We start from the raw sequence: 14,507 nt of genomic DNA, 5'->3' as shown, positions 1-14,507 counted from the left end.
TTTTTAGGACTTACGCAAAATATCTCTCAAACTCTGATTTTTCCGTGTTCTCTGCGCCTCTGCGGTTCGTTATTTCTAACTCGTGCGTAAGTCATAGTTTTAATGATTCCCAAAACTACTGTAATTGCGATCGCTACGCTATCTAATGCAACGTTCTGCAATGGCATTGTTTCAACTAACAATGCCATTGTTTCGGCTAACAATGCCATTGTTTCGGCTGACAATGCCATTGTTTCGGCTGACAATGGGATTGTTTCAACTGATAATGCGATTGTTTCGGCTGACAATGGCATTGTTTCGGCTAACAATGCCATTGTTTCGACTAACAATGCCATTGTTTTGCCATGCAAAAATTAACTCAGACTTTTTTTAACCTTGTTCAATCTAAAAATTTCACCTTATCGTTAGTTTTTTTGTTCTAATGGGCACATTAAATGTATAACCTATACCAGTATGCTTATATGCCCGCCCAAGATCAAACCCGCCGTCTGCCTTCTCAATCAATTAGTCAAGATATAAACTCATTACACGGCTTGCAAACCATCAGCACATACAACACAACCCGTACTGATGCGTCTGTAGCAAACTTACAGCAAGCTTATCAGACGATGCTGGCGCAGCAACAAGCCGAAACTGAAAAACTAACTTTATACCGTGCTGCTGCTGACGCGGCGCGATTAGCAGAATGGGAATTTCACAATGCTGTATTAGCCATGAAAGAAGTGATTCGCGGCCAATATGGCTCAGATAGCGATCAAGCCCAAGCAGTCGGACTGAAGAAAAAATCAGAACGCAAGCGTCCCAACCGTAAAAAGTCAGTTGCGATAGCGTAACCACCGCCTGGAAGCGATCGCAAGTTAATAGACTTCTTGCATAAGTCGGGAAAAGGAGAAAAAGTTCTGTATTGTCCCCTTCCCCTTTAACCTTTACCCTTTTCCCCTCTTGCAAAAGTGCTTTTTGCAAGAGGTCTAATGTTTAATTCAAACTTTAAGGGACTGACAAATAAAAAAATATTCAATTAACTCTCGTGTCGCCCACCCCACAATATTGGATAATTTATTTCTTGGAGTTCCCTAATTACCAAGAAATAATCTTTACTCAAAATTCAATCTATCAAAATAGTGAATTCATTTCATAACTATTGACGCTAGAACTTCTATCTAGGGATCGATATGGCTAATCAGCTAAATAAAGTAGATTTAGTATAGTAAATCACATGAGATTGTCTTGTATGAAACAGAATTATGTTACAAAACAGCTTTCCACAGTAAAACGCTGGATGGCTACAGCATTGCTTGGGATGTTAGCGATCGCTTTTGTTTGGCAAGGTGCATTTTTCTCAAACACCTCAGCAATGGCTGATCCTGCTGCAACCTTGATTGCATCCTCAGACGCAGGCGATCGCGCTCAAGAAAAAGCCAGTAGAGATGCTGGACGAACCAAAAATTTCATTGATGATGCGGCAGATAAAGTTAAGGATGCTGCCAAGAGCAATGCCAGTAAAGTTGACCAAGCAACAGATAATGGTAGTTTTGCTGAACGCAAAGCCAAGAAAGATGCAGCGACAATTCAAAGAAGAGCAAATGAAGATGCATCTCGGACTAAAGAAGCAGTAGATAAAACAAAAAATGCTGTTGAACGCACCGTCGAAAACATTAAAGATGCTTTTGGTAAATAAAGAATAAATATAGCAGCAATCCGCAGATCCCCGACTTCGTCAAAGTTGTCGGGGATCTTGTTTTTCACGAGTGATTCAGAAAAATATTAAGTTACTGGCAATACTCTTCGGTTACGCCAAGAGCCGCGATAAATGATTATTGTAGAGACGGCGATTTATCGCGTCTTTGTGATGATTTACCGCGTCAAACCTTCACCGAACCCTATTGAGATTACCGGGACTGACATAGTAAATACTGAATCCCACCAGAATAAATAAGTACTTTTAGATACATGTCTATTGAGTTTAGCTAAACTAGCGATCGCTGATAAAATTAGCTCCTGTCACCGCAGAACAGAAGCAACAATAGTGAAATATTTACCAGCAAATATGCTAGATATATAGTTAGAAATAAAATATTTAACTTTCTTTTTTACTAACTTAAAAAGGTGAAACTGAGTAATCCTCGCAGGGAACTTCCGCAAATTACTTCTAAAAAACTTGTTTTTCTATACGGGTTACAAACAACTTTTAAGTAGCATTACTTATTGACAAATGTGTTATAACTTTAACTGATTGCAATTTAATTTGACGAATTGTTAATGGTTAACAAATTTTTCACCATTATCAATTACGAAGTTATACTTTCCACTACAACTTAGTAACAATGTAAGAGTTTGATTCTGTGAACAACCCGACCGTGGGAAAATCAAAATACCGAAACTCGAAGTTTAGAGAGGAAAACCTTATAATATGCATCTGAGCGAAATCACCCATCCTAATCAGTTGCACGGTTTATCTGTTCGCCAACTACAACAGATTGCCCGTCAGATTCGAGATAAGCATCTCCAAACAGTAGCAGTTAATGGTGGACACTTGGGGCCAGGGTTGGGTGTTGTCGAATTGACACTAGGACTTTATCAGACACTAGACTTAGATCGGGATAAAGTGATTTGGGATGTAGGACATCAAGCTTATCCCCACAAACTGCTTACCGGACGTTACGATCGCTTCCACACCCTCAGACAAAAGGACGGAGTTGCAGGTTATCTCAAACGCGGTGAAAACAAGTTTGACCACTTTGGGGCTGGACACGCTTCTACAAGTATTTCCGCAGCATTGGGCATGGCTTTAGCGCGAGACTTGAAAGGGGAAAAATTTAAAGCCGTTGCTGTGATCGGCGATGGGGCGCTAACTGGCGGTATGGCTTTAGAAGCCATCAACCATGCCGGACACATGCCGAAAACTAACCTGTTAGTTGTTCTCAACGACAACGACATGTCCATATCTCGCAACGTCGGCGCGATTCCCCGCTATCTCAACAAAATGCGCCTCAGCCAACCGGTGCAATTTATTAAAGATAATCTTGAAGAACAGTTTAAGCAAATTCCCTTCGTGGGTGAATCCTTGTCTCCTGAACTCGGACGCATCAAAGAAGGTATGAAACGTTTGGCTGTTCCCAAGGTAGGTGCAGTTTTTGAAGAACTCGGCTTTACCTACATTGGGCCGGTGGATGGACATAATCTCGAAGAATTGATTACCACCTTCCAACAGGCACATCAGATACCAGGCCCAGTTTTGGTACACGTCGCAACAGTCAAAGGCAAAGGTTATGAAATTGCCGAACTAGATCAAGTTGGCTACCACGCCCAAAGCCCCTTCAACGTAGCAACAGGCAAAGCCATTCCTTCTAATAAACCCAAACCCCCGGCTTATGCCAAAGTCTTTTCTCACACTCTTGTGAAACTTGCCGAACAAAACCCGAAAATCGTCGGCATTACTGCGGCGATGGCAACGGGGACAGGCTTAGATAAACTTCAGGCAAAACTGCCCAATCAATATATTGATGTCGGCATTGCGGAACAACACGCAATTACTCTAGCAGCAGGACTTGCAACCGAAGGTATGCGACCCGTTGCGGCTATTTATTCCACCTTCCTACAACGCGCCTACGACCAAATCATTCATGATGTCTGCATCCAAAACCTGCCAGTATTCTTCTGCTTGGATCGGGCAGGAATCGTAGGATCGGATGGCCCCACCCACCAAGGTATGTATGACATTGCCTATCTGCGTTGCATTCCCAATATGGTAATCATGGCCCCCAAAGACGAAGCAGAACTGCAAAGCATGGTAGTAACTGGTGTTAACCATACCAGTGGGCCAATTGCGATGCGTTATCCGCGTGGCAATGGTTACGGCGTTCCCTTGATGGAGGAAGGTTGGGAACCTTTGGAAATCGGCAAAGGCGAAATTCTGCGTACAGGCGATGACGTGTTAATTGTTGCTTATGGCACAATGGTCTATCCAGGAATGCAAGCCGCTGAAATTCTTAGCGAACATGGTATTGAAGCAACTGTAATTAATGCCCGTTTCGTTAAGCCTTTGGATACCGAGTTGATTTTGCCTTTAGCTAAGAAAATTGGCCGCGTTGTCACCTTAGAAGAAGGCTGTGTGATGGGTGGCTTTGGTAGTGCGATCGCTGAAGCTTTACTAGATGCAGATATTCTCGTTCCTGTCAAGCGATTTGGTGTACCAGATGTATTGGTAGATCATGCAGAACCCAATGAATCTAAAACAGAACTAGGTTTAACTAGCCATCAAATAGCAGAGAGAGTTTTGCAAGCTTTCTTTAAGCAGCAAGTATCTGCTGTGGTTTAGCTAATTCTAAGTCAGAATAGTTTTATGAAAATAACCCCAAGTTCTGGGGTTATTTTCATGAAGATACTGAGAACCCTCCAAATTTTCTAGGCAGTTTGCCTAACACCTCTCTTGGAGGAAGAATTCAATATTAACGTTGAATCAATGTCATTAAATATACACAAGAATAGAGGTTTTTTGCTATGGCTGCTGATGTATTCGAGTTACCAGCACCGTCCGCTAACTCAATAGTTGGACATCTACTTGAACTTGGACAAGATCCATTAGGATTTCTGACCAGTTGTCGCGATTATGGTGATCTTGTTCCCTTACAGTTAGGGTTAACATCTAGTTGTTTAATAACTAATCCTGAATATATAGAAGAAGTTCTCAAAAATCGCAACGATTTTATTAAAAGTCGAGGCTTACGGGCTTTAAAAACCTTATTAGGAGAAGGGTTGTTAAGCGCAGAAGGAGAATCCTGGTTTTGGCAGCGTCGTCTTGCCCAACCAGTATTTCACCAAAAACGGATTAATGCCTATAGTCAAATAATGGTAGATTACACCAACCAAATGCTTCAAAGTTGGCACGATGGTGAAACTCATGATGTTCATCAAGATATGATGCACCTAACGCTGCAAATAGTTATGAAGTGTATATTTAGCTCAGACGTAGATGCAGGAGAAGCCAAAGTTGTTGCCAATGCACTAGATGTAGCAATGCAGTGGTTTGAAAGTAAGCGGCGGCAGAATTTTCTGGTATTGGAGTGGTTTCCCCGACCTGAAAATATCCGTTATCGTAACGCTATTGCCCAAATGGATGAAGCTATTTATAAACTGATTCAAGAACGTCGTAATAGTGCAGAAAAAAGCAATGATTTGTTGACAATGTTAATGGAAGCAAAAGACGAACAAACTCTTCAGCAGATGGATGATAAATTGCTGCGAGATGAAGTAGCTACCTTAATGTTGGCAGGGCATGAAACTACTGCAAATACTTTATCCTGGACGTGGTTGCTCTTGGCGCAAAATCCCGAAGTGCGTGAAAAATTACAATCAGAGTTAAATCAAGTCCTGCAAGGAAAATTACCAACACTGGAAAATCTTGGACAGTTAGTTTATACACAGCAAATTATCAAAGAATCAATGCGGTTATATCCTCCAGTACCTCTCATGGGGCGAGAAGCAGCAGTAGATACGCAGATTGGTGATTATGAAATTCCCCAAGGCATGGCAATCATGATTAGCCAATGGGTAATGCACCGTCATCCCAAGTATTTTGAGAATCCTGAAGCTTTTCAACCAGAAAGATGGACACAGGAATTTGAAAAGCAACTACCGAAAGGAGTATATTTTCCCTTTGGAGATGGGCCAAGAATTTGTATTGGTAAAGGTTTTGCTCAGATGGAAGCAGCTTTATTATTGGCAACTATCGCTCAAAGTTTCCAAATGGATTTAGTACCAGGATACCCAATCGTGCCACAGCCTTCAATTACCTTACGCCCAGAAAACGGGCTAAAGGTACAACTCAAACAGGTTGCTTAAGGAGGCAGGAGAAATCCCTATAAATAAATTTAGAATTTAGGCGTTCCGTAAGCGTCAGCCAAAGGGGAATTTAACAAGGACGCTGTATTTTAAGACGTATGGCTCAAAATACGAAGTCTGTTTACTTGCCCCTAAATTTATTTATAGGGATAATTAATTTTTAATTTTTAATTTTTAATTCGGAGCAAAGCAACGTGACACTTTCCACAAACCAGGTTTATCCCGTTATTTGGCACAACGATTCGGTGTCACTAATTGACCAAACACGCCTACCCAACGAATATACATTTGTGGAAATTCACCGCAGTGAAGATATGGCGCGGGCAATTAAAACGATGATTGTTCGAGGTGCGCCGGCAATTGGTGTGGCTGCGGGGTATGGAATGTATCTTGGCGCGAGGGAAATTGAGACTAGCGATCGCACCGAATTTTTGCAACACTTAGATCGAGTAGCCCAGTTGTTGTGTTCTACTCGTCCAACAGCAGTAAATTTATTTTGGGCAATTAGCCGGATGCTGAAAGCCGCATACGAAACCCTGGGAACAGTAGAAGAGATTAAGCAAACACTTTTGCAAACAGCCCAAGCAATTAATATTGAAGATTTGCAAACCTGTCAAGCGATCGGCGATCATAGTTTGGCAGTGTTGCCCACTACCCCACAAAAGCTGACTTTACTTACTCACTGTAATGCTGGGGCACTAGCTACGGCTGGTTACGGCACAGCCTTGGGTGTTGTGCGTTCCGCTTGGAGGGAAGGACGTTTAGAACGTTTATTTGCCGACGAAACTCGTCCTCGCTTACAAGGCGCAAAACTCACTACTTGGGAATGTGTGCAAGAAGGTATTCCAGTAACATTAATTACTGATAATATGGCAGCCCATTGTATGAAACAGGGTTTGATTCATGCTGTAGTTGTGGGTGCTGACCGAATTGCGGCTAATGGCGACACTGCTAATAAAATTGGTACATATAGTGTTGCGATCGCAGCTAAAGCCCATAATATCCCCTTCTTTGTTGCTGCACCCCTTTCCACCGTTGATTTTGAATTAGCTGATGGTAGCAAAATTCCCATTGAAGAACGCGAACCAACAGAAATCTATCAAGTTGGCGATACCATTCTCACACCTGCGGGTGTAGATTTTTACAATCCAGCTTTTGATGTGACTCCGGCAGAGTTGATTACAGCCATCATTACAGAGAATGGAGCGATCGCGCCTCATCATTTAGCAAAATCACAGCTAAAACAAGTAGTGTAATTGACACTCTGCGGTCTAAAGATGCAGAACAATCCCAAACAAACTGCATTAAAATCTTTGCCCTTCTTCAATCATGGAGCGGATTGAGGTTTTATCCAATGCTACTTCTTGCCGCAGTTGTTGCATTCCCTCCTCTGGGGATAAGGGGCGGGGGAAAAGGGAAAGAAAAAACCTTTAACCCTTCCCCTTTAACTTTTTCCCCAACCCAAATTCTGAGTTCAAAATGCAAAAATCGAGTAGTATTGACATCTGCCCCAATATGCGATCGCAACTTCATCGTTTGCATGTCCGTATCCAGTAACTTATACTTAATAATATTTGGGAAATTTATTCTTCCCAATCCCCAATCCCCAGTCCCTAATTCAATCTTTAATCATCTCCAACAATTGCACCTCGCTTAACTGCGTAATTCCCAGGGAAACCGCTTTTTCTAACTTAGAACCGGCATCTTCTCCTAATAATAAATAATCTGTTTTTTTACTCACTGAATCAGTCACTTTCCCCCCAGCTTTTTGAATCAAAGCCTTTGCTTCATCACGCTTTAAGGTTGGCAATATACCCGTAATTACAAAAGTTTTACCTGCGAACTTTTGATTCCCATCGCCAACTGTTTTTGTTTCCTCGGTGGCAGTTAATTGCAATCCTTCTGCTTGCAGGCGTTCTATCAATTTTTGGTTGGCATCAATCCGAAACCACTGATACACCGATTGGGCAATTTCAGCACCAATACCGTAAATGCCTTCAATATCTGATTGCTTTGCTGTGGCTAACTGGTCTACAGTGAAATATTTCTGAGTCAACAATTGGGCATTTACGCTGCCAACGTGACGGATGCCTAAACCATATAATACCCTTGACCAAGGTTGATTTTTTGATTGAGCGATCGCATCCACTAACTTCTCTGCCGACTTTTTCCCCATTCTTTCTAATGCAGATAATTTCTCTGCTGTCAACTCATATAAATCGGCAACGGAATGCACCAAACCTTTATCAACGAGTTGATATACCAACTTTTCGCCTAAACCTTTAATATCTAAGGCATCACGACTTACCCAATGTTCAATGGAACCTTTAAGAATCGCCGCACAGGAAGCATTGACGCACCGAGTCACCGCCTCACCTGATTCTCGCACCACAGGTTGGCCACAGACTGGGCAATGGGTAGGCATCACGAAGGGGTCAGTATCAGCCGGACGGAGTTCTTTGATTACCCTCACCACTTCTGGAATAATTTCTCCAGCTTTGCGGACAATGACAGTATCACCAATGCGGATGTCTAATTGAACAATGCGATCGCTATTATGTAAAGTTGCACGGGAAACTGTTGTTCCCGCCAATTGCACCGGGCGCATTTCAGCTAACGGTGTTAAAGCCCCCGTTCTCCCAACATTTACAGCAATATTTTCCACACGGGTAGGTGCTTCTTCGGCTGGGTATTTTAAGGCTACTGCCCAACGGGGGAATTTCTGCGTAAACCCTAGCTGTTCCTGAAGTTTAAAAGAACTCAGCTTCACTACTACCCCATCAGTCATGTAGGGTAAATTCAGTCGTTCCGTATCCCAGTATTCATAATATTTTGCCACTTCTGCGATCGAAGCACAGAGTTTGTGGTTAGGGTTGACTCGAAAACCCATCTTTTCTAGCAACTCCAACGCTTCCCATTGCGTATTGGCAATACTGGTGTCATCTCTACCAGGAATGTGCAAGGTGTAGCCAAAGAAATCTAACCGCCGTTTAGCGACAATGCGCGAGTCTAGTTGCCTGAGTGTACCAGCTGCGGCATTACGGGGATTAGCAAATAATTGCTCACCTGCTTTTTGCCTTTCCTCGTTAATTTGTTTAAACACTTCCAATGGCAAAAACGCCTCACCTCGCACTTCCACCCTTTCGAGAATTTCTAACCCTTCAAAATTCAAACGTAAGGGAATTGAGCGAATTGTCCGCACGTTTTGGGTGATATCTTCACCCGTCACCCCATCACCCCTAGTTGTCCCTCTAACTAGAATGCCATCTTGGTAAGTAAGAGCCAAAGCAGAACCATCAATTTTCAGTTCACTGACATATTCCACTGAATCTATTTTTGGTATTTGTCGCCGCCAACGTTGATCCCAGCCTTGCAACTCATCAATATTGAAGGCATTCTCCAGACTGTACAAAGGGATATTATGCCGCACCGAGGTAAACTGCGTTGCTGGTCTCTCACCCACGCGCTGAGTCGGACTATCGGGTGCTGTCAACTCTGGATATTGAGTTTCCAATTGTTGTAATTCTCGATATAACTGGTCATAGACTGCATCCTCCATAATGGGAGCATCTAGGACGTAATAAGCATAGCTAGCTTGTTGCAATAACTGGCGCAATTCTTCTGTGCGCTTTACTTCCGGCTTAATCTGTGTCATCAGGATTATTACAAAATATCTAGACGAATACAATTTAAAAATGAGCAAACCTGCTTATACAGGCTTTGTTTAGATAGCCGCGACTGACCGTCACCGAGTCAAGGTACTTCCCATAAAAATTGGTTTGGCTAATCAGCTTGCTATTAACAGAGGTACTTTGAGCAAACACTACTATTTTTCTAGGTTAATTAATTTAATACCAATCGTCGCATCCATCGCTAGACCTAACATTTTACGTACAGCGCTTCCATTCATACTGTTAGCGGTAGCGGGGCGTTTAGCCCATTCTTACTCCTGAGTTCTGAATTCTTCTTATAAATCATTCCCTGTTGAAAACCTCAAAATAATTTTTTCTAATATAAGTAATTCTAAGATACTAAGTAGTGTAGATTCAAGTCAAAGTAGCATAATTATACCTAAAGCATCTAAATAAAATACCAGTATTCTGAATTCTGGAATCGTCTGTAAATCAAGAATATCTATAATTGTCGGCACTGCTCCCTGGTATTGCATAAAAAAACAAATACCAACCTATTTAGTTAGTGCAGCCCAAAACCCAATACATTATTACAGATTTATTTTACTAATATGTTCATACGCTCTTTAACATTTACTGCCTCTAGTGCAGTGTTACTTTCAACTTTAGTCAGTTCCGCTTTTGCCGCTCCCAACAACTTTGCTAGTAGTGTTAACAAGACTGAGACAAACACAAAGGTACTTGCTCAAAATGTTATCCAGTTAAAGAAAATTCCTCATGGCACAATACAAGCAATAGCTAACGGACAAGACCGATATGCGGCTATTTGGGTAAAATCTGGTGGTTCCGCTTGGCAAGCGCGACATGGATTGACCTCGGCCCAGTATCAAGCAACTTTTGACAAACTGGTTGGTCAAGGATATCGGTTGGTTGATATCAGTGGTTATGGTGTGAACGGACAAGACCGATACGCAGCTATTTGGGTGAAGTCTGGCGGTCCTGCTTGGGAGGCGCGACATGGATTAACCTTAGCCCAGTATCAAGCAACTTTTGACAAACTTGTTAGTGAGGGATATCGATTAGTTCACGTTAGTGGTTACAGTGTCAACGGAAAAGACCGATACGCGGCTATTTGGGAGAAGTCAGACAGTCCTGCTTGGGAGGCGCGACATGGATTGACCTCAGCCCAGTATCAAGCGACTTTTGACAAACTGGTTGGTGAAGGATATCGATTGGTTGATGTCAGTGGTTATGGCGTGAACGGACAAGACCGATACGCAGCTATTTGGGTGAAGTCTGGTGGACCAGCTTGGCAAGCGCGACATGGATTGACCTCAGCCCAGTATCAAGCAACTTTTGACAAACTGATTGGTGAAGGATATCGATTAGTTCACGTTAGTGGTTACAGTGTCAATGGAAAAGACCGATACGCGGCTATTTGGGAGAAGTCAGACAGTCCTGCTTGGGAGGCGCGACATGGATTGACCTCAGCCCAGTATCAAGCGACTTTTGACAAACTGGTTGGTGAAGGATATCGATTGGTTGATGTCAGTGGTTACTAGTGCCGCAAGGCGGAATTAAAAATTAAAAATTAACAATGAATACAGCGTAAGTGTTTCATTAACTCATCCCCCGGCTTCAAGCTGAGGGATTTTGAGTCATTAGTCATTAGCGCCCCAATGAACTAATGACTAATGACTAAATCGGCGGGTAGCTATCCCGGACACCCCTCTTGTTGGGATGGGAGAGATAGCCGATTTTCGTAGATTTGGAATGGGCAGTTTATTTACACCGTGTTGTACTAGTACAACAAGTCAAGCGAAGGGGAAAGCACCCACATTTTTGTGTATTTTCAGATGCTAGCTTGATGTTTGCCGTTATGTGCTAATATCCTTGTCTTTTATATACCAATACAGTTCAGATAGAGCAACAAAACCTTGATGTAGAGACGCGATTTATCGCGTCTTCTCTAGACCAATTATCTACATCAATAACCCTTAACCCAAGCGTATTGTTTTATATACCAGTTTTTGAGGCGGAGAAAGTAATGAGTAGAACTTTGCAAGATGTATCTCCAATTATCATTGCACACCGAGGCGCTAGCGGCTACCGTCCCGAACATACTTTAGCTGCTTATGAGTTAGCGATACTGAGCGCTGATTATATTGAACCTGATTTAGTTTCCACCAAAGACGGCGTTTTAATTGCTCGTCATGAAAATGAGATTTCTGAAACCACCGATGTTGCAAGCCATGCAGAATTTGCTCACCTGCAAACTACCAAAATAATTGATGGTGAAACCAAAACTGGCTGGTTTACTGAAGACTTTACCCTCAGAGAACTGAAAACACTACGAGCTAAAGAGCGAATCCCCCAACTGCGCTTTCAAAATACCGTCTATGATGGACTCTTAGAAATTCCGACGCTGCAAGAAATCATCGATTTAGTCAAGGTTAAAAGTAGCGAAATTAATCGGGAGATTGGCATTTACCCAGAAATTAAGCACCCAACTTACTTTCAATCTATTGGATTAGCCCTAGAAGCACCCCTACTTGCAACTTTAACAGCCAACGGTTATCAGGGAGCTAACGCACCTATTTTCATTCAGTCTTTTGAAGTGAGTAATTTACAAGATTTATCTACAAAGACAGATTTACCTTTGGTGCAATTGCTGAATGACAGTGGTAAACCTTATGATTTTGTCGTTAGTGGTTGTGAAAGCACTTATGCAGATTTAGTTACAGCATCAGGCTTAGAAGAAATTGCTAAATATGCAAAAGCGATTGGAATTCATAAAAATTTACTGGTTCCGAGAGATAGCAATGGTAGATTGCGTAGACGCGGAGCGGCTTGTCGCCAGACATCGCCTACATCTTTAGTCACAGATGCTCATGCCGCAGGTTTGCTGGTTCATGTCTGGACTTTCCGCAATGAAGACTACTTTTTACCCCTGGACTTTCAAGGAAATCCCCAAGGTGAATATGAACTATTTTTCAACTTAGGTGTTGATGGTGTATTTAGTGATTACCCAGATACGGCTTTCGCTGCCACCAAATTTTAGATTGAATATTCAAAATTTAAAAAATTTACTGGGTATTGGGCATTGAGAAGAGGCAGAGGGGCGGGGGGCGGAGGGGAAAATTCTGCTCCCCGCTCCCCCTATCTACGGCACTTTCTGCTGCTCAATCACCTTACTGGGGGGAATCTGCTCAAGAGGAATCAGCGCTTCGATTACTGATTTGACAATTGGGGCGGCGACAGTAGAACCATAAGCACTTTCTCCTTTTGGTTCATCCACCAATGCAAATACTACATAGCGAGGAGATTCCACTGGTAAAATAGCTACGAAGCTGGTCATTCTCGCACCCTTGATATATCCGCCATTCGCACTAGCTTTTTGGGCTGTACCAGTTTTACCAGCAATGCGATATCCCGGAATTTGTGCTGCCTTGCCGCTGCCTTGAGTAACAACAGTTTCCATCATTTCCAAAACCTTTTGGGCTGTTGCGGCTGAGAAAATTTGGCGGGGGGTGGTGCGATTTGGTGAATCATGCATTTGCCCTTTGCTATCAATCAGCCCGCGAACTACATGGGGTGTAACCAACTTACCGCCATTAGCTAAAGCACCGTGCATTTGCACTAGCTGTAATGGTGTCATGGAAAAGCCTTGTCCAAAGGAAGTAGTAGCTGGTTCAATTGGCGAAGCGATAAATTCTTCTTGACTTTTGAGCCGTCCGCCGACTTCAAAAGGTAAATCTGTATCCACTTTTTGTCCTAGCCCCAAGCGTTCTAGCCAGTTGTAGTAAATTGAAGGTTTTAAGCGTTGGATAATTTGCACCATCCCAATGTTGCTGGAATATTGCAAAATCTGAGCGATGCTGATTCGCCCATTACCATTATTCATGGCATTTTTGATGGTGTAATTAGCGACTCGAATAGAACCGGAGTCATTAAACATATCATCTGGTTTGATGACACCATTTTCGAGAGCGATCGCTACATTCAAAGGCTTAAAAGTCGATCCCGGTTCATAAAGATCCGCCACCGTCCAGTTTTTGAATAGTGAAATATTAGCTTTAGCGTATTCATTAGGATTATAAGTAGGCTGAGAAACGAGGGCGAGTAAGGAACCATCCAAGGCATCCATGACAATTACTGCCCCACGTTTGGCGTCAAACTTCTCCATTTGTTGTTTGAGCGCAATTCGAGCAATTCGTTGCAAACGACTATCAATAGTAAGTTGCAGTCGCAAATCATCAAAATGCAAAAAACCTTCAGGTGCATGATCCGGCATCAGGGACCCATTCCCAGAACGACTAAGTCGCACCGTTTGTACAGGACGTTCTAACAACTTCTCTTGAGAATATTCCACACCTGCTTGACCACGACGGTCAACATTCACGTAGCCTACCACGTCAGAAACCAAATCGTCTGGTGGATAATATCGGGAGTATTTTTGAGCCCACTCCAGACCATTTAAGCGCAAAGAGATGACGCGATCGATAATTTCTTCTGGTAAGGCTGGCGCAAGTATAATTCCGCTTCTTTTGCTTTCAAAAGTTTTCACCAATTCAGCAGAATCTTTTGCCAATATTGGGGCAAGTCGCTCTGCCATATCCTCATTGGACTTATCAAACAGCTTGGGATGAGCGTACAAAGTATATACAGGACGGTCAATCGCCAGCAGATTACTATTGCGATCTACCACTGGGCGACGGGGCATAAAAGGTCGCAAATTCACCATTTGCTGATTGCGTGCCTGCTCAGTTAACTTTGGTCCCTTGACAATTTGTAAGTTATACAAGTTAATAGCCAACCCCAACCCTGATGCCATTAATACGCCCCAGACAATGAACAGTCGGGACTTAGTGGTGGATGTTTGGTTTTGGATACTAGAGGCTAATTTTCCCAAAAGCCCTCGTTTATCACCCTTGTCCTTGTGTCGCCCTGTAAATTTTGAATTCCGAAACTTTCTGAATTTTGTTTTGCTTGGTGACTTCTGCATTGGGTTTGTCCTTTGTCCTTTGTCTGTTG

The 14,507-nt window shown here is 42.6% G+C and carries 11 protein-coding genes; 8 read left to right on the top strand and 3 right to left on the bottom strand.

Annotation, left to right across the window (positions count from 1 at the left end):
* Nucleotides 1–26: 26 nt before the first annotated feature.
* Nucleotides 27–335 (bottom strand): hypothetical protein, encoded by a 309-nt coding sequence (locus tag FD723_RS13695; protein WP_179065825.1) that lies wholly within the window; start codon nucleotides 333–335, stop codon nucleotides 27–29.
* 126 nt (nucleotides 336–461) lie between these two features.
* Here FD723_RS13695 and FD723_RS13690 point away from each other — a divergent pair, with 126 nt between their 5' ends.
* The 6 genes from FD723_RS13690 (at nucleotide 462) to mtnA (ending at nucleotide 7,097) form a co-directional block, all read left to right on the top strand.
* On the top strand, nucleotides 462–833 hold the full coding sequence (locus tag FD723_RS13690) for a hypothetical protein (RefSeq protein WP_179069139.1): 372 nt from the start codon (nucleotides 462–464) through the stop codon (nucleotides 831–833).
* Nucleotides 834–1,231: 398 nt separating this feature from the next.
* On the top strand, nucleotides 1,232–1,678 hold the full coding sequence (locus FD723_RS13685; RefSeq protein ID WP_179065824.1) for a hypothetical protein: 447 nt from the start codon (nucleotides 1,232–1,234) through the stop codon (nucleotides 1,676–1,678).
* A gap of 132 nt (nucleotides 1,679–1,810) precedes the next feature.
* Nucleotides 1,811–1,936: a hypothetical protein gene (locus FD723_RS42765; protein ID WP_256875177.1), complete on the top strand. Its 126-nt coding sequence runs from the start codon at nucleotides 1,811–1,813 to the stop codon at nucleotides 1,934–1,936.
* Nucleotides 1,937–2,410: 474 nt separating this feature from the next.
* Nucleotides 2,411–4,318, top strand: a complete 1,908-nt coding sequence (gene dxs, locus FD723_RS13680) for a 1-deoxy-D-xylulose-5-phosphate synthase (protein ID WP_179065823.1) — start codon at nucleotides 2,411–2,413, stop codon at nucleotides 4,316–4,318.
* Nucleotides 4,319–4,500: 182 nt separating this feature from the next.
* Nucleotides 4,501–5,841 carry a cytochrome P450 gene (locus FD723_RS13675; RefSeq protein WP_179065822.1) on the top strand — a complete coding sequence of 447 codons (1,341 nt, stop codon included), beginning with the start codon at nucleotides 4,501–4,503 and terminating at the stop codon, nucleotides 5,839–5,841.
* Nucleotides 5,842–6,035: 194 nt separating this feature from the next.
* Entirely contained in the window at nucleotides 6,036–7,097 is a 1,062-nt protein-coding gene (mtnA, locus tag FD723_RS13670) for an S-methyl-5-thioribose-1-phosphate isomerase (RefSeq protein WP_179065821.1), read from the top strand.
* Nucleotides 7,098–7,459: 362 nt separating this feature from the next.
* Here mtnA and ligA read toward each other — a convergent pair whose 3' ends face one another.
* On the bottom strand, nucleotides 7,460–9,496 hold the full coding sequence (ligA, locus tag FD723_RS13665) for an NAD-dependent DNA ligase LigA (RefSeq protein WP_179065820.1): 2,037 nt from the start codon (nucleotides 9,494–9,496) through the stop codon (nucleotides 7,460–7,462).
* A gap of 588 nt (nucleotides 9,497–10,084) precedes the next feature.
* Between ligA and FD723_RS13660 the strand changes: the two genes are divergently transcribed.
* Both FD723_RS13660 and FD723_RS13655 read left to right on the top strand, forming a co-directional pair.
* Nucleotides 10,085–11,035: a hypothetical protein gene (locus FD723_RS13660; RefSeq protein WP_179065819.1), complete on the top strand. Its 951-nt coding sequence runs from the start codon at nucleotides 10,085–10,087 to the stop codon at nucleotides 11,033–11,035.
* A 485-nt stretch (nucleotides 11,036–11,520) separates the two neighbouring features.
* Complete coding sequence (locus FD723_RS13655) at nucleotides 11,521–12,534, top strand: glycerophosphodiester phosphodiesterase (RefSeq protein WP_179065818.1); 1,014 nt, start codon at nucleotides 11,521–11,523, stop codon at nucleotides 12,532–12,534.
* Nucleotides 12,535–12,636: 102 nt separating this feature from the next.
* Here FD723_RS13655 and FD723_RS13650 read toward each other — a convergent pair whose 3' ends face one another.
* Nucleotides 12,637–14,478 carry a penicillin-binding protein 2 gene (locus FD723_RS13650; RefSeq protein WP_179065817.1) on the bottom strand — a complete coding sequence of 614 codons (1,842 nt, stop codon included), beginning with the start codon at nucleotides 14,476–14,478 and terminating at the stop codon, nucleotides 12,637–12,639.
* Between the last annotated feature and the right edge of the window lie 29 nt (nucleotides 14,479–14,507).

Source organism: Nostoc sp. C052 (assembly GCF_013393905.1).
GTDB lineage: Bacteria > Cyanobacteriota > Cyanobacteriia > Cyanobacteriales > Nostocaceae > Nostoc.
This window is presented reverse-complemented; position numbering and strand designations above follow the sequence as displayed.

Bases quoted from the DNA above. Each gene is read 5' to 3' on its own strand.
- FD723_RS13695 (WP_179065825.1), bottom strand. From the start codon at position 335: ATGGCATTGTTAGTCGAAACAATGGCATTGTTAGCCGAAACAATGCCA.
- FD723_RS13690 (WP_179069139.1), top strand. From the start codon at position 462: ATGCCCGCCCAAGATCAAACCCGCCGTCTGCCTTCTCAATCAATTAGT.
- FD723_RS13685 (WP_179065824.1), top strand. From the start codon at position 1,232: ATGAAACAGAATTATGTTACAAAACAGCTTTCCACAGTAAAACGCTGG.
- FD723_RS42765 (WP_256875177.1), top strand. From the start codon at position 1,811: ATGATTATTGTAGAGACGGCGATTTATCGCGTCTTTGTGATGATTTAC.
- dxs (WP_179065823.1), top strand. From the start codon at position 2,411: ATGCATCTGAGCGAAATCACCCATCCTAATCAGTTGCACGGTTTATCT.
- FD723_RS13675 (WP_179065822.1), top strand. From the start codon at position 4,501: ATGGCTGCTGATGTATTCGAGTTACCAGCACCGTCCGCTAACTCAATA.
- ligA (WP_179065820.1), bottom strand. From the start codon at position 9,496: ATGACACAGATTAAGCCGGAAGTAAAGCGCACAGAAGAATTGCGCCAG.
- FD723_RS13660 (WP_179065819.1), top strand. From the start codon at position 10,085: ATGTTCATACGCTCTTTAACATTTACTGCCTCTAGTGCAGTGTTACTT.
- FD723_RS13655 (WP_179065818.1), top strand. From the start codon at position 11,521: ATGAGTAGAACTTTGCAAGATGTATCTCCAATTATCATTGCACACCGA.
- FD723_RS13650 (WP_179065817.1), bottom strand. From the start codon at position 14,478: ATGCAGAAGTCACCAAGCAAAACAAAATTCAGAAAGTTTCGGAATTCA.